13 protein-coding genes are annotated in these 17084 nt (G+C 41.2%); 3 read left to right on the top strand and 10 right to left on the bottom strand.

Annotation, left to right across the window (positions count from 1 at the left end):
- Positions 1-353: 353 nt before the first annotated feature.
- The gene (locus VK664_RS24770; protein WP_461401409.1) at positions 354-1556 is read left to right on the top strand and encodes a ScyD/ScyE family protein; all 1203 of its coding nucleotides are present in this window, start codon (positions 354-356) and stop codon (positions 1554-1556) included.
- 511 nt (positions 1557-2067) lie between these two features.
- Here the strand turns inward: VK664_RS24770 and VK664_RS24765 are convergent.
- Both VK664_RS24765 and VK664_RS24760 read right to left on the bottom strand, forming a co-directional pair.
- Complete coding sequence (locus VK664_RS24765) at positions 2068-2820, bottom strand: SDR family oxidoreductase (protein WP_461401408.1); 753 nt, start codon at positions 2818-2820, stop codon at positions 2068-2070.
- Positions 2821-2922: 102 nt separating this feature from the next.
- Positions 2923-3663 carry an SDR family oxidoreductase gene (locus VK664_RS24760; RefSeq protein ID WP_461401407.1) on the bottom strand — a complete coding sequence of 247 codons (741 nt, stop codon included), beginning with the start codon at positions 3661-3663 and terminating at the stop codon, positions 2923-2925.
- 343 nt (positions 3664-4006) lie between these two features.
- Between VK664_RS24760 and VK664_RS24755 the strand changes: the two genes are divergently transcribed.
- Positions 4007-8227, top strand: coding sequence for a sigma-54-dependent Fis family transcriptional regulator (locus VK664_RS24755; protein WP_461401406.1), 4221 nt, complete (start codon positions 4007-4009; stop codon positions 8225-8227).
- A gap of 176 nt (positions 8228-8403) precedes the next feature.
- Positions 8404-8853, top strand: a complete 450-nt coding sequence (locus VK664_RS24750) for an ester cyclase (protein WP_461401405.1) — start codon at positions 8404-8406, stop codon at positions 8851-8853.
- A 129-nt stretch (positions 8854-8982) separates the two neighbouring features.
- Here the strand turns inward: VK664_RS24750 and VK664_RS24745 are convergent, their stop codons facing one another.
- The 8 genes from VK664_RS24745 to VK664_RS24710 form a co-directional block, all read right to left on the bottom strand.
- Complete coding sequence (locus VK664_RS24745; protein ID WP_461401404.1) at positions 8983-9318, bottom strand: NIPSNAP family protein; 336 nt, start codon at positions 9316-9318, stop codon at positions 8983-8985.
- Between the two features lie 46 nt (positions 9319-9364).
- Positions 9365-10345, bottom strand: a complete 981-nt coding sequence (locus VK664_RS24740; RefSeq protein ID WP_461401403.1) for an aldo/keto reductase — start codon at positions 10343-10345, stop codon at positions 9365-9367.
- Positions 10346-10367: 22 nt separating this feature from the next.
- A complete protein-coding gene (locus tag VK664_RS24735) occupies positions 10368-11201 on the bottom strand; it encodes a type 1 glutamine amidotransferase domain-containing protein (RefSeq protein ID WP_461401402.1) in 834 nt (277 codons plus the stop codon).
- A 139-nt stretch (positions 11202-11340) separates the two neighbouring features.
- The gene (locus tag VK664_RS24730) at positions 11341-12222 is read right to left on the bottom strand and encodes a helix-turn-helix domain-containing protein (protein ID WP_461401401.1); all 882 of its coding nucleotides are present in this window, start codon (positions 12220-12222) and stop codon (positions 11341-11343) included.
- Positions 12223-12648: 426 nt separating this feature from the next.
- Positions 12649-13119 (bottom strand): Dps family protein, encoded by a 471-nt coding sequence (locus tag VK664_RS24725; protein ID WP_461401400.1) that lies wholly within the window; start codon positions 13117-13119, stop codon positions 12649-12651.
- Between the two features lie 67 nt (positions 13120-13186).
- Positions 13187-13999 (bottom strand): SDR family oxidoreductase, encoded by an 813-nt coding sequence (locus tag VK664_RS24720; protein ID WP_461401399.1) that lies wholly within the window; start codon positions 13997-13999, stop codon positions 13187-13189.
- A 36-nt stretch (positions 14000-14035) separates the two neighbouring features.
- Positions 14036-14428: a GlcG/HbpS family heme-binding protein gene (locus VK664_RS24715; RefSeq protein ID WP_461401398.1), complete on the bottom strand. Its 393-nt coding sequence runs from the start codon at positions 14426-14428 to the stop codon at positions 14036-14038.
- Between the two features lie 2191 nt (positions 14429-16619).
- On the bottom strand, positions 16620-17084 hold a 465-nt coding region (locus VK664_RS24710), incomplete at its 5' end, for a peptidoglycan recognition protein family protein (protein WP_461401397.1).

Genomic DNA, 17084 nt, shown 5'->3' with positions numbered 1-17084 from the left:
AGATTACCTGCCGTTGTGAACTTTGAAGAAACTGCTGCTGGAAGTAATACTTCCTGAACGGTAATTTTAGCTCATCCATAATTTCACATTGCCTAATGCGACCCTTTAATATTTCATACACATAATATATCCGGAGTTTACTACATTCGTACTGGAAAAAAGCGATTGTATCCACTGGCAATGCCGCACTCTCTCGCGGATCGAACCTACCCCGGCGATAATTCTGTAAGCTGGTTTCTGCTCATAATTTTGACAAGCGCCCCATCGAGATTGACGAAGAATACCTTCGCTCACTGCTGACATTATTAAGTTTTTATTGCCCGTCTATTATTTCCTCACCTAAAATTTTCATTATGCAAACTTCATTAAACCTTAGACCACAGCGGCTGGTCGACATTTATTTGTATAAACAAATCCGGAAATTATTTTTGCTGTTATTTGTTTTCCTTTTTATTTCATGTCATAAAGATGATCCTGGACCGGACGGTGACGACCGAAACTGCAAAGAGTTCAAAAAAGAACAAAAATCTGACAAGTATGAGAAAAACGCAAAACCAACAGTTTCCGTCTTCGCATCCGGTTTCGACAATCCACGTGGTTTGAAGTTCGGACCTGATTGCTATTTGTATGTTGCGGAAGCTGGTTTAGGCGGAACAACAAATACTTCAGACATATGTCCGGAGATACAACCGAGTGCCGCTGCCGGTGGTCCTTTTCTTGGCAGCCCAACCGGTGGACGAATATCAAGGGTTAATGCCAAGGGTCAAAGAACTACCGTAACTGATAAACTTCCGACATCAATATCAACTGGCGGTGATATCCTGGGTGTAGCTGATGTAGCTTTCATCGGCAACAAACTTTATGCCCTGCTTTGGGCAGGGTGTTCACATGGAGTTCTAGGAGTTCCTAATGGCATTGTAAGGATCAATACTAATGGAACCCATACAGCCATTGCAGATATTGGAGCCTGGCAAGTGGCAAACCCTGTTGCTGTTGGAAACAGGGGTGCAGATTTTGAACCGGAAGGCAATCCTTTTACCATGATCTTTGTAGATAACAATTTCTATATAGTAGAAGCCAATCAGGGCCAGTTACTGAAGGCAACAACTGGTGGAACTGTAACCAGGGTTGTTGATTTATCTGCTACCCAGGGTCATCTTGTTCCTACAGCAATAGACTACTATCAGGGTAATTTTTACGTTGGTAACCTGGGAGCGTTCCCGATAGTTGACGGCACCTCCAACATTTACAAGATTACTCCCGGCGGACAGATAAGTATTGCGGCAACTGGTTTTACTGCAATACTTGGATTAGTATTTGACAAGAAAGGCCGCTTCTACGTATTGGAAACTACGACTGGGAAACCATTTCCCACACCAGCCACGGGCAGGATCATCAGGGTTAATCAAAACGGGTCAAAGGATATCGTTGCAACAGGACTTTCTAATGCAACAGCAATGACCTACGGGCCGGATAAAAATCTTTATGTGTCAAATTGGGGATTTGGTGCTTCACCAGGTGGAGGCCAGGTATTGAAAGTTGTTTTGAATGATTAAAATGCAATATCGCACCATGAAGACACTTCGTGGCTTAGCACCTTTGCGAGAAAAAATTCTTTCGCAAAGGGGCTATGCTGCAAAATTAAGGTCGCCCCCGGGAACTATACACCTGTAACTGAACTTGTTTTAATCATAGGTGGTGAGCAAGTTGTCGATAAATTTGAAAATACAACCGCAAACCTTATTCTTAAACACTAGTTTATCATGCTTAAAAAAATTTGGCGTATTGTTAAGTAATGATTTCGAACTAAACAATGGTTCAGCCACCTTATTCGGGATCTTACTGCATATCAGAAACTGCCGTACAAATAAATAAGGCGCTCGATCTCGAAGATCTGGCCTTTGCAGCTATCAGCGCATGTTCGTTGCCGGTAGTCGCTAAACACCTTTCTTTCCCAACTCACCAATCTTGTTCACGACTGTTTCAACTATACCCTACCAGCTAAAGCACAGGACTAATCAGAACCGCGTCTGCATTTAAAGCTAATATACAAAGCCATTTCTGCCTCTATTGGCTGGCACCTCCGTTGACTAACAAATGCTGGCCTGATATGAACGAAGCATGGTCACTTGCAAGAAACTCCGCTGCATTTGCCACGTCTTCTACTTCTGCCAGCCTTCCCATCGGACAACTGTCCAGCAGACGTTTTCTTAGAGCAGGGAAGCTGTCAGGTTTTGCAAATATTCCTGAATGATCAACTGCAAAAGGAATTATCGAATTAACGGTCACTCCTTTATGACCTATTTCCTGTGACAAAATGTTTACCAGGTACCGCGGGGTGGTTTTGCTTCCACCGTAAACCGCCATGCCAGGAACAGGAAATGAAGTTGTGCTGGACGCAATATAAATAATGCGACCATTGTCTTCAATATTTTTGGCTGCCTGCTGCATGGTGAAATAACTACCTTTTGTGTTAATTGAAAAAAGCCGGTCAAATTGTTCTTCCGTGAATTCGGTTACCGGAACTTCCACCATTTCAATTCCCGCATTTGCTACTACAATATCAATTTTTCCGAAGGCTTTTATTGCCTCTGCAAATAATCTGTCTATTTCTGCAACCTTACTTATATCCGCCTGAACTGCGAGAACGTTTACCCCTTTAGAAGTAATATTTTTTATTACTTCATCGGCTGATGCCTTGTCCTTTGAATAATTAATAATGATATCTGCACCTAAGTCTGCAAATCTTTCGGCAATTGCTTTTCCTAGCCCGCGGGCTGAGCCTGTTACCAGGGCTACCTTGTTTTTTAATGTTGTCATAACTTTTTTTGAGTTTATTGATGCAGTTTTAATAGAATTTAAATCGGTCAATTGCTCATTTAACCTATAAATCATGTAGCCGGGCAAACAGAAAAATAATTACTATGACATAGCTCCATTTATTCCAATGTTTTGAGCACTGATCCATTTCGCTTCGTCGCTTGCTAAAAAGACAACGACTTTTGCAATGTCTTCCGGTTCGCCGATCCGGTTAAAGGCCGAAAGAGAAGCAAGTCGGCCAATCATTTCCTGTGATTTACCCTTTATAAATAATTCGGTGTTTGTTGGGCCGGGAGAAACCGAATTGACGTTGATACCTCTTGCACCCACTTCTTTAGCGAAGATCCGGGTTAACTGTTCCACAGCTGATTTGGTGGCAGCATAAGTGGAGTAAGATGGAAGCATAATTCTGTTGTTGGAAGAAGAAAAATTGATAATACTACCATTATCAGCCAACCGGGTTGCGGCTTCACGCAAAGTGTTGAACGTGCCTCTGACATTCACATCGAACTGACGGGTAAAATCTTCATCCGTTGTATCTTTCAATAATTTGGTGATCATAATGCCGGCATTGTTTATCAGCACATCAATTCGGCCATAATGTGCGATCGCTCCGTCAAACATATTTTTTACATCATCCCCTTTACTCACATCGGCTTGTAGGGTTATTGCATCACCTCCCTTTTTTTTAATTTCTTCTACTACTTTTTCGGCTGCCTCTTTGCCTCCTGTATAATTTATAACTACTTTAGCCCCGGCACTTGCCAATTTCTGGGCAAGAGCGGCACCGATACCTCTTGAGGCACCAGTGATCAGGATTACTTTTTCTTTTAAAATGTCCATAAGAATAGGTTTGCTGGGTTTAGAAAATAAATCTTCCTCATTTTATGCTGCTGTAAAGGTGACCTGCCAAATCAACTTTACATTTTCTGTATCGTTCAAGTTTTTTGACTGTTTCATTTAAATCGGGTGATTGCATGCTATTTGATGAGGATTGTGATCCCGAGCACTATCTTTGCAATGGCGCAGATGGGACTTTGTCGATCTCCCGATGGTTTTTTGCACTCTCCTTACCTTATTAAACAGGTCAAAATGAAACACGCACCTCCAGGCGTTATCGTCTATCCTTCCCTATTCTTACCAATTCATTGCATTCCGTATTCAAAGATCCTTACACAAACAGGTTATGCACGACAAGGAACAGCAACAAAGCGTAATACTTCTGTCATTAAGCAATGAAATTGCCTGCGTGCGCAACAGGGAAGACCTGTTGCACCTGATCCGCACTACTTTAAAACAACACATCAGCTTTGACGACAGTTTCATACTTCGTTGTAACAAGAAGACTAAGAATTGCCAATGCTATATTTTACCTCCTGAAAAGGACCAACCGGGAACTGCTGAATTTACACACCAGGTGCACGAGGAGTACTTTGTGGATGATGACGGTGCCACTGATCTGGATACCCCTCTTGTGCAGGATGTGGAACTACTTATACTGGGTGGAAAGAAAAATGTTCCTCTTATTCATCGTACTGGGATAAAGGAATTGCTATCCATCAAATTACTGGAAGGAAAGGAAAGGTTTGCGCTATTTGTTTTATTGTCAAATAAAAATAAGTCATTCACCACTGAAGCCGTGGAATTATTAGAAAAGATAACACCTCAGATTTCTATCGCTACTGCAAACCTGATTGCTCGTGAAGAAAGTGCCAAAAGGGAGGAAGAAAACGCGGCACTGATTTCTCTAAGCAATGAACTTGCCTTACTTAATAACAGGAATGATCTATTTCAGGTAATCAATACGAAAATAAAAAAATTGCTTTCCGTAGAAGAGTTTGCTATTGCAAAAATAGATGAAGGCGGAGAAACATACAGCGCCTTTATATTGGATTTCTCGGATAAGACAAGAAAACTCCGGGAATTTAACGCTACAACATCCGGCAGCTATCCTGTCACAGATCCTATATTCAAAAAGATCGTTACTGCCGAGTCCCCGGTCTTATTTGATGTGGAAGAGGTGACCAAACAGCCAGGGATGCCGCCTTATGTCCAGTTCTGGAAAGAAGCAGGTTTCAAATACCATGTAGTAGCGCCACTTCGGGTCGGGGGTGTTAACACCGGGTGTTTAACTTTTGACTGCGGGGATAAAGAATCTATCCATAGTAAACATAGGTTGATCAAAGTCGTATCTGCACAGTTAGCAGTCGCCGTTTCCCATATCCTGGCCAATGAAAAAATACAGGCGAGAGAGGAAGATATAAATCTGTTACTTTCGTTAAGCAATGATATCGGTGCTTTAAGAAGCAGGAGTGATTTATATAATATATTCAATACAAAACTAAAACAACTCTTTTCTATTAATGAATTCGGTATTGCGCAAATAAACGAAGATCGCCAGACGTACAGCGCTTTTGTCCTGGATCTCGAATACAAATCAAAAAATCAGCCAGATTTACTCGAAATAACAACTGGCCGTTACCATATTTCAGACCCGGTTTTCAGTATGATTGTGAACGCGGAAGGACCGGTCCTGTTCCAGGTGAACGAACTTGCCGAAACGCCCGGCATTCCAGGGTATGTGGGTTTCTGGAAAAGAGCAGGGATTCAGCAGGTTTTGTGTGTCCCTCTCCGGGTTGGCGGCACTCTTATCGGCAGTGCACATTTTCATATTGATACCCATCCTGCAATAAATGTAAAGAGCCTTCTGCTCAAAGGCGTTTGCGCCCAGCTGGCCGTGGCGGTCTCTAACATACTCGCTAACGAAGAAATTGCAAAAAGAGAGGAAGAAAAAACGGTCCTGCTTTCCCTGAGCAACGAAATTGCAACCCTCAATAGCAGAGAGGATTTATTTCAGGTGGTTAACACGAAAATAAAAAAGCTCCTTTCTGTGGAAGAATTTGGAATTGCCCAGATAGATGAAGGTGGGGATACCTATAGTGCTTTTGTGTTGGAGTTTACGGATGAAAGAAGAAGATCCCCGAATTTTAATCAGGTAACCTCCGGCAAATACAGTACAAAAGATCCGATATTCAGAAAAGTGATGAACGGGGAAGATCCCGTTTTGTTTGATGTGGAAGAGGTTGCCGGACAACCTGGGATGCCCGGTTATGTCAAACTTTGGAAAGAAGCTGGATTCAAACACTATCTTACCGTGCCCCTTCGTGTTGGCGGGGACAATATTGGGTTTGTCAATTTTCATTGTGATCATAAAGGAGCAATCAATACGAAAAGCATTTTGTTAAAAGGTGTTTGTGCACAATTAGCAGTCGCTGTTTCCAATATCCGGGCCAACGAAAAGATCAGAGAACGAGAGGTGGAGAAGACGCGATTACTGGAATTCAGTAATGAAATGGCTTCGGTCAGGGACAAACAGGTGTTGGCTAAAATTCTGAAAAGGCAACTGAAGAAATTGTTCGGGGTGGACGACTATGTTATCCATTCATTGAGTAAGGACAAAAAAACACATCGGCCTATTTTATTTGATCCGCAGGCAGATTTTGCGCAGCATCCTGATTTTCAGAAATTAATTCATGCGGATACAGATATTAATGACGGTGTATTCAATAAGATTCTGAACTCTGAAGACCTGGTTACATTTAGTGTAGAAGACTGGCTTAATTCTCCCACACCCCCTACCTATACTAATGCTGCAAAAGACATCAACTTAAAAACAATGGCCGGTATTTCGATCCGGGTTGGACAGGAAAATATTGCTGTCATGAATTTCAAGAGGGAGGGCATTAGTGAGGTTGCGATTCAACAGCCGATTTTCAAAAGTATTTGCTCACAAATAGCTATTGCTATTGCCAATATCATCGCCAACGATGAAGTAAAAGGAAGAGAAGAAGAAAAGTCCATGCTTTTGGATTTCAGTAACGCCATTGCATCTGTTCGGGACAAATATATTTTTGCCAAAGTATTAAAACAGCAATTAAATAAGTTATTCTCCATTGAAAACTATGTGATCAGTATTTTGGGCGAAGACGGGCAAACTGTGACTCAATTCCTTTATGACCTGGAGAATGAAGTCTTCAAGAATCCAGCGTTCAAAAAAATTTTGGAATCACCTGTTAATGTACATGATGGTGTTCTCAACGAAATTCTTCAGTCCGAAGTGCCGGTGACTTTTAAGGTAGCAGAATGGGCCACCCTGAACAAGCCTCCTGTTTACCTCGATGCGGCCCTCGCTTCCGGTTTAAGAAACCTAACTGGCTTGAGAATTCGATTAGGAGATAAAAATATTGCTTTACTCTGCTTCAAAACCGATGACTTGGGCCTTCCGGCTTCAAGCCTTCATCTCTTAAAAAGCATTTGTTCCCAGATAGCCATTGCAGTTGCCAATATTATCGCCAATGAAAAGGTCAACCAGCAATTGGTGGAAATCCAGAAGTACAGGCTGCAACTGGAAGAAGAAAAAATATACCTGAGAGAAGAGATTGAAACTGTACACAACTACGCGGAAATAATTGGTGAAAGCCAGGAGATAAAAAAGATCTTTCGCCTGGTATCACAAGTTGCAGCTTCTGATAGTACTGTCCTGCTGCTGGGCGAAACCGGGACGGGGAAAGAACTGATTGCGCGTGCCATTCATAACGCCTCGCCCCGAAAGAATAAGTTGATGATTAAAATCAACTGTGCAGCATTGCCCGCCAACCTGGTCGAAAGCGAATTATTCGGTCATGAAAGAGGAAGTTTTACGGGAGCTTTTGATAGAAGGATCGGCAAATTTGAACTGGCCAATCACAGTACTTTATTCCTTGATGAGATTGGAGAAATGCCTTTGGAACTGCAGGTAAAATTACTCAGAGCGCTCCAGGAAAAAGAAATAGAACGTCTCGGAGGCAAAACGACTATCAAAACGGATGTACGTATCATTACAGCTACCAACCGTGATCTTGAAAAGTTAATGGAGGAAGGAAAATTCAGGAGCGATTTGTTTTACCGGTTAAATATTTTCCCCATTCAATTGCCGCCATTAAGACAAAGAGTAGAAGATATTTCGGAATTAGCTGCACATTTTATCCTGCGGTTTTCCAAAAAGGCCGGCAAAGAAATAACGACCTTAAGCCACAAAGCGTTGCAGGAATTAAAAAACTATCATTGGCCCGGTAATATCAGAGAGCTGGAACATCTAATTGAAAGAAGCGTACTACTTACTACGGGAGACACCATTAAAGAAATACATCTTCCCCCTCAAAAACCGACATCAGCTACCAGGGCCGACCCCGAAGGTTTTACCATTCAAACCATTTTCGAAAACGAAAAGGAATATATCCTGAAAGTCTTGAAACAAGTCAAGGGCAGAATTTCCGGTGAAGGTGGGGCTGCCGAATTATTGGGAATTCCGCCAAGCACCCTGAGCTCCCGAATGAAAAAATTGGGCATCAGAAGAGACCATCATTGATAAAAGCAACACTTGCCCTTACTGAGTTTGTCCAGCTAAATAAATTGACCATTATCGTCAAAGCAAGACGATAACGGATAGTTAACTTCGTCCGCAGAGAGTACTTGTTAATATTGTCAGTAGAGTTACAAAGCTATCCTCAGTTATTGTTCAAACAGTAGTATAAATTTATAATTATGACAAATTCAAATACATATCAACAACAGCCTTTGTCGGAATTATCTCCGATGGATAAGGTCCTTCATTTTTGGAATAACGTTTGGAGCTACCCTTATAATTTAGACCTGATTGATGAACTTATGGTCGAAGATTTTACGATTACTACTGCTGGTTTAGAAATCAAAGGCCGCGAGCAATTTAAGCAGTGGGTCGCAGGATTTCTGAAAACAATCAGCGACAGCAATTTAGAAAGCCTGGATATCTTTGAAAGTAAGGATGGCTCAAAAGTAGTGTCAAGATGGAGATTTACTGGTTTCCATAACGGCATGTTTGGATTGAAACCCAACCGCCAGCCTATAAATATGACGGGAATCGCTATATGGGAAGTTCGGGATAACAAATTAGCGCATAACCGAGTGGAACGAAGTGCCTGGGAAGTATATCAACAACTTACAAAACAACCTTGAAGAAGCATACATAAAACTCGCAAGTTGGAACGGATCATTATAAGCTTCGCACGATTTGCGATTCTATAAAAAATAAGGATCGGGATGATGTCTATGTATTAAATTATTAAATCAGGACAGAAATTTTATCTAATCGGGGAGGAAATCAGGCTTATGCATAAATACCGATTTTATCGAAGCTACCAGTTCGCCGTGACTTGAACTTTCCTCCTTTATTGCCATCCATTCAGAATCGTTTTTAAAAGCCAACCAGGATTTCGTACAGGCCTCCTGGTCAGCAAATGAGAGGATATAAACTAACTTATTTTCCGGATTATCCAGTGGTAGCCAAAACCCAACCACCTGCATTTTGTGTTTAGCAAAAAAACGGAAAGTGTGATGCTCAAACCTACTTACCAACTTATCCAACATGCCTGGGTTTGCGAAATAGGTTCTTAGTTCATAAAGTCGATTGACATTTTTCATTGTCTTTTTGTTAATCGGTGCAATATATAAAAGAGGCTCTTAGTACTTAATTATTTGTCATTTTTTCATGTTGTTCGGAGTATCTGGCGCCGGTATTTGGATATTTTTTAAGAAGTTGAGCGATTGTTTGCAAATCGTCCGGAGTGAGATCCACATCCACAGCGGCAGCGTTTTCCATCAGGTATTTGGTTTTCTTAGTACCGGGAATAGGTATAATGTGTTCACCTTGACTCAAAACCCAGGCAAGTGCCATTTGGGCTGGAGTAGCATTTTTAGATTCTGCTATTGCAGCAAATCCTTCGGCCAATTTCCTGTTATTTTCAGCATACATTTCCTGGTAGCGGGGCAAAGTCCTGCGAAAATCGTTATCCGCAAGTGTACGGATATCGAGCGTATTGGTTACCAGTCCTCGAGCTAGCGGGCTGAAGGGGATAAAGGAGATGCCCAGTTCCCTGGTCAAAGGAAGTATTTCCGCTTCTACGTCCCTTGTTAACAGAGAATACTCACTTTGCAGCGCGTCAATCGGATGTACGGCATGAGCTTTTTTAATCGATGTGGCAGAGGCCTCCGACAACCCAAGGTATTTAACCTTACCCTCTTTAACCAATTGGGACATAGCACCCACTGTTTCTTCAATAGGTACCTGCGGATCTACACGGTGCGCATAATACAGGTCAATATAATCTACACGCAGGCGCCTCAGACTTTGCTCAACGGCTGTCTTAATATAAGCAGCAGACGCATCAAACGAGTTAACCTTGTTATCATCCCATCTGAATCCGAATTTTGTTGCAATAAAAATTTTATCTCTGTTCGGAGCCAAAACCTCAGATACCAGTTTCTCATTTTCGCCTTTGGCATAGATATCAGCTGTATCCCAAAAGTTAATGCCCAGATCAATGGCCAGGTTCAAGGTAGCAATTGATTCTTTATCATCCGGCTCACCGTAGGCATGATTCATACCCATGGTGCCCAATCCTATAGCAGATAGTTGTTCGTTAGTATTGCCCAATTTTCTATATTTCATAGCTTTATTATTTATCACCTTTTTAAACTGCAACCCTGGCATTGATTTCATTTAGGGCTTTTACAAAAAGTCTGGCTAACTCATGCGCTGTGGGTGGATTTTGTCCCGTGATCAGTTCCCGGTCTACGACCGCGTGCGGTTTGAAAATCCCACCTTCTGCGAATTCCACCTTCCCGCCTGCAATTTTCAAAGCATCGGCAACATAGAATGGGGCTTTATGACCGCCGAACACATTCTTTTCTGCATAATGTTCTTCATCATTGGAAAAAACCGTCATGCTGTAGCCTGCATATTGCCAATCCTCTGATGCCTTCTTCGCTGCTGGTATGTTGTCTTCTGTGAGCGCAGTACGGAAAGCCCTGGCATCCCCTACTGAGCATGCAATAGATATGGGACCATGGCCAAGGAATGCGGAAGGCTTTGCGTTGGTATGAAAATGTTCAAGAATTGCACTAAGATACGGATCTTGCATCAGGTCAACCATCGGCGGATGCCCACCTGGCACAAACACGCCGGTATACTGGTCAAGTCCATTCTCCACAACAGACTGAAGCGTAACCGGATTTTGCATTGCTGGATACTTTTCAACAAATTCCAATGCCCTCTTGAGGGCTTCTTCGCTGTTATCAAAATGTGCGGCAATAGCAGATGAGCGATCCATTACCGGTTTATTTCCCTTGGGAGTTGCCAGGACTATATCATAACCGGCGTCGACAACTGCCTGTATGGGAATTGTTAGCTCATTTAAATAAAAACCCGTATCAGCGGTTGTGCCGTCTTTTAAAATTATAGAATCCGTGCTTGATGTAATCAAAAGAACCGTGCCTTTGGCAGCTTTAAATGATGTTGTGTTCACGGCTGTTAATTTAAGTGAGTTTATGTTAATTTGATCATTGCTGATTCAGGTTACCAGGTGATATTTTTCTACAAACGAAACACTAGCTCGTGGTTAGTTTGAAAGGGGCTTAAGAATAAAGAAAATTTATGCGCTGAAGTCATGCGACAAGGACATTAATACGGTACTCCGATGGAGAATACTTGAAATGAGATTTAAAAATTCTTGAAAAATGCGCTATATTTTCAAAACCTAATGTGTAACAAATATTGGTGATTGTCATAGTGGTACTTTGCAAAAGCTCCTGCGCCTTTTCCAATCGTTTTTGCCTAATCCATTGCGAAGGTGGCATGTTGTAGATGGCCATGAAATCTCTTCTGAAACTAGATAAACTTCTTCCTGATAAATCAGCCAATTGATTTAAAGAAAGAGAATTCATTATGTTATCCGCAACTGTAGCAGTAATATCACTTCGAAAACGTTCCCTCAGATCAAGCACCTGCTCCAAAACGGCCTTGTTACTCCCCGCCAGGTAAAATAATAATTCCAATAATTTAATTTTGACCAGGTTATCTTCAACCTTCTTCGGTTCATTAAAGTAATATTTGAGTGAATCAATATACCTTAATAATCTTTGGTCGACAGTACTTATCGTAACCGCTGATGTTTCTTTTGTGCTCACAGATAATTCCGCTAACCTGGTAAACTCTTTTACGAGTTCATATTTTAATGAAACAAAAATATATTCACTCCTTTCAGTGCCAACCGAACTTGTTCCACCAGTTTCATATTCCACCAAAATATCTTTTCGTAGAAAGACTAACTGGTACTTACCAAGCTGATATTCCATTTTTCCGTAGCGGATTTTTAGTTCCCCCTCTACCACAAAAATCAATGAACTATCACTCAAAAACAAGGAACCCTTCCGGTACGCATCGTGGGTGACCGATTGAATTGCCGGCCAACCGTGTAATTGGAGAATCTTATGATTTGCCACCGAGGTTTGAAAGAATCCTGTTGAGTTGTTAGTTGGCTGGTTCATACAATCAGAATTAAATTTATACAATTATTCAATTTAAAATTGCCTGATTGAACTTAGGAACTGCGGGAATTTAAATCAGCAATGTGGATATAATCAGGAATAACTGATTCAATAATTTCAAAGCAAATGCCAAAAAATAACAACTTGAATTGTAATAACTTGTAACAATAGCACCAATTTTCCGGTCACGATATTTCGCTATTTAGCGAATCGGATCTTTAAATATCGGGGGTTACCTGTAACTTAAACCCATACGAGTTTGACTGCAAGAGTCATATTAAATCCGCGGATACAACGAAGAGTGTCTGCTTTTTACTTGCATCCCATTGTCAACATAGCAAAAGTATTGTCAACATATACAAGTGATTTGTCAGAAATCGCTATTAATGTCTCTACGCAAAATTAAAACATTTATTAAATCCAATTTTAACCAAGATAGGCTCTGACCATCCAGGCCATCTTTTCGTGTTTTCCAAGTAGCTGTGTTATGAAATCACTACTACCAATATCTTTATGTTTATCAGCAAAAAGTGGAATTAGCCGACGAAGGTTATTGATAATGGTCTCGTGAGAAGCAAGAAGGTATTTTAATTGATCGTTTTGAAAATTGGTATGAGGCGTTTCAATCAGTTTAGTCAGCTTCAGGTAATCCTCGAGCCTGGCTTCGGTATAATGGCCAATGGTTCGTATTCTTTCGGCAATCTGGTCCATAATTTTATCCAGTTCGAGGAATTGTCGTTCATAAAATATATGCATTTCATTAAAATTCGGACCCTCAATATTCCAATGATAATTTCTGGTTTTTATATATAATACGACTTCATCAGCCAGCAACTTATTCATTTCCTGGCTAACTGCCTGCAAATGGGTCTCTAAAATTCCAAGATTTGGTTTCATCTTATTTTTTTTAAAAAATTCATAGGATACAGCGGTCTTCCAATTAATTTAAGATTAAAATATGTAATTAGATCTGCACTTCCCATGCTTTCTGCTGATGTTCTTTCAGCATATCTTCCACAAACTGCGGTACCACATTCCTGAACTTCCCTTTTTCCGAAGGCACGATTTTAATCATCGCGTCAATCATTTCCGCGGGATCAAGCCTGCCTTGTGGAGTTCCTAAAAGCGAGTCGAAAATCGCTTTCATCTCCGCTCTCTTCGTGATATGCTTATTATCATCCAGCCAACGGAAAGGATTATCTGCCATGGTTTCATTGTAGCCGGTCAGATAGGCTCCCGGGTTAACGGTCTGCACCTGGATATTATACTTTTTCAATTCCGCGGATAGCGCCTCAGCGATGGACTCAAGCGCATGTTTCGTGGATACATAAATGCCGAAACCTTCCGGTGTAAACAACCCGCCCATCGAAGAAGTAAACACCACTTTACCTTTTCTTTTTTCTCTGATCAGTTTTGCAACGAACTGTTGGGCAAGATTGAGCGGGGCAAAGACATTGGTTTCAAAATTTCTGCGAACAAGGTCGACCGGAATTTCAAAAACCGGACCTGCTTCGCCAATACCAGCGTTGCTGAAAAGGATATCAAAATCCCATGTCAGGGCATAATTTATATCATATGGATCCAGTATGTCTAACTTTTCCACCCGCAGGTTTTCCTCAAGATCTAATTCTTTTGCTTTTCTGCGCAATTCGGATACTTGCGGGGAAATCTGGACACAAGCAATTACCTGGTGCCCCAACCTGGCTAACCCAATTGCTGTTCCTTCTCCAAAACCGGAGCCGGCCCCGGTTATAAGGATCTTCTTTTTGTCTTTCATAATTTAACTTTGTTTTTATGGTGAGAAATGATTTATCTAAATCTGGCTGCCAGCAGTGGCGATCAGCAGATCCTGCGGTACGGCCCCCCCAGATACACCAATATAACCGATGATCTCTTTGTCTTTGACGATAGGTTTTCCACCGGGGAAGCCAACCAGGCCTCCATTCGTATTTTCTAATCCATATGCGGCTGCTTCCGGTTTAAGAAAATCGCCTACTGCTTCAGAGTCCGCCCTAAACAACATGGATGTTTTGGCTTTTTGAATGGCTATGTCAATAGATCCTAAGAACGCATTATCCATGCGGATAAATGATTTCAGATAACCTGCGGTATCAAGAACAACAATGTTCACTGGAATTTTAATTTCTTCGGCTTTGCCTTTTGCTTGCTGAATAGCAGTCTGAGCTTCGTGTAGAGAGATGTCCATTTTTAATGTATTTAAATGCTGAAAATTGTTTTAACCAAAGCATCTTTTTATCTATCAATCCCCTTTGCTCTTTGTTGATGTAAAGTTGATGCGCAAAATCATTTTTCATTTTCCCGATTGAGTCAACTTCCTTGCCTGTTACGTTCATTTTTCTTACTGCAATAAGCAAGAGAGAACGCACAGGACAACAAGCTTCATTTTCAGACTTGGCATATAATGTGAATTGGTTGATGAAGGCGGAGTGTTATTGATTCCTTTTGTGCATTAACTGAATCGTTCCCATTATAAAAAACAAGTTCATGATTCTACTCGTTTTATCATGCTGTCTCACAAATGAAACATCAACGATAAACCAGCTCACTACATCACAGGAAAAGCCGGCTGCCAGCCGGTTCCTCGTCCATTGGCCTTTGTTTATAAAAAACCATCCCTCATCATAGGCATATACTTTACACTCTCGGGACTTCCATGTAAAAGGCTTAATTATTCTGAGCCGGTTCCGGTAAAAATGATAGCTGGCTGTGCCTCGCCGGAAACGGCTCCAAATAAGATTTCTGTCGTCTATTAAAACATGTTTTAAAGGCAATGATAAAATGACGGCACTCATAAAACCATGCTCATGCAGGTGGCGTGATCCGAGCGGAGATGACCGCAAGTATAAATAAGCAGGGTTCAGCGTAACATGCTTACCTGTATTTATAAAGGCCTGTACATAGATGGCGTTAATGGATTGGTTTGAGTTTATTCCGTATTGACAGGAAAATTTTAATTGCTTTGGAGCCTGATAAATCACTCCGGGCAAAATCCAAACTGCAGTAGGAGTTGCATCCCTTTGTGCAAAGGGTTTTGTTCCACCTAGGAGAATTATAGCTAAGAGACATGTAAACAAGAATCGCCGGTTAAATAATATGTGAAAAGTGTTTCTTTTTTCAGTTGACATCATTTTCGGCATAACCTGATTTGTATTACTTCGCAAAAGAATTACCATAAAATAATCACTCTGATATAAAACAAATGTGTAAATTCTGTGGTAGGATAGTTTGATTAAATAAGTCATTTTATTTAACCAGGAAAACTTAGTAGCACGAATAGGCTTGCTGATTAAGTCTTGAAAAATGATGAAATAAAAAAATCAGTAAAGTACAGGTAGTTTTAAATGACAGGAAAATGATTCCTTTGGTTGGGTTGATCGGGCTAGTGGGCGACGCACGCAAATAGCTTAACCCCAAGGATCGGTGCAGTTCGCAATGCAGTGACTTGGATTAGGTACTTTTGTTACTATGAATGAACATCATCGTTTTATCGCAAGATGTGTTGCTCTTGCTAAAAAGGCAGCAGAAGAAGGTGAAAGCCCTTTAGGAAGCGTCATCTTAAAAGACGGGATAATTATTGGAGACGGATATTAAAAGAGCCGGCAGTTAAAGGATATTACGAGGCATGCGGAAATTGTTGCGTCGATATATTCATCCAGACTTACAGCAAAACCAGCAATGAGTTTTCTTATAAATTGGATTGTTGAATCAGATTGTTAAATTAAAACTGATCAAATATCACCCCGCAGAAATAACAGTGGCTCCGATTAGTCAGAGCCTCTGCGGGCATTAAGCAATAAGTTGAACTTTCAATTGTCTTATTCGATATACCATTACTTCTGATGATAAGACAATTATCATTCAATCATATCAAATGTCTCTTTTCATTTGCCTTTACTATACTTATCGTCACATTCACATTTATTGAGTGTCACTTTAAGTATTTGTCCGCCCCCGATTGATAAAGGACCGAATCCCTGGTTAGAAACGTACAGGTTACCATCAGGACCATATGTTAAACCGGTTGGCACAGACAGGCCTGTGGCAATGACCTCTTTGTTACCGGATTGATCAACTTTTACAATCCGACCAAACCAGGTGCAGGGAGTGGGGCGCCAACAGTATTTTCCAAAACATATAGATTGCCTTTTTTATCATAGGCCAGACCCAATATGGTAGTAAAGCCTGTGGCCCATTCCTGTATATCACCGCTTAAACTGATCTTGAATATTTTGGACTTCCCGAAACAATGGGGAATGTATTTAAGTTTCCAATATAGAAGTTCCCATATCTTACAATGTATGGTGGCCGTATGAATGAGATGCAGATGTAGATAGTTGATCAACCAGTGTAATAATTAATCGGTTGGAAGCATTGATTCATAAAGCCGGAGGTGCCGGAGAGTGCTGCAATAACTCCTTTACTTTCGTTTTGATATAACCGTTTTGGAAATAGGGATAGATGTTTTCTCCCGGGCAAGTGGTCTGCTTGCTGTAATCGCGGTGCGTGGCGATGGTTTCAGGAGAGATATTATATTTCTTACAGAAATGAGCTATGAGCCGCGTCAATACATCTAATAGCTCCGGGTTCAACTTCTGTTGACCGTAATTGCCCAGGAAGCAGATCAGCAAATGCCCTGTGGGATCATATTCTGTATTGGTTTCGCCTACAGTGTTAACATTTCGGCCTTCATATATTGTACCGTCAGCCGCAATTAAATAATGATAGGGTACATCTGTCCAGTTGCGGTCTGAACCCATGCACCAGGTCTGGATATTTTTCAATCTTTGTCCTCCATCGGCGGAGGCTTCCAGCACTTTGCCTCCTTCATGGTGAACGGTAAT

This window comes from Flavitalea sp., from assembly GCF_035489435.1.
Lineage (GTDB): Bacteria > Bacteroidota > Bacteroidia > Chitinophagales > Chitinophagaceae > DATHKG01.
This window is presented reverse-complemented; position numbering and strand designations above follow the sequence as displayed.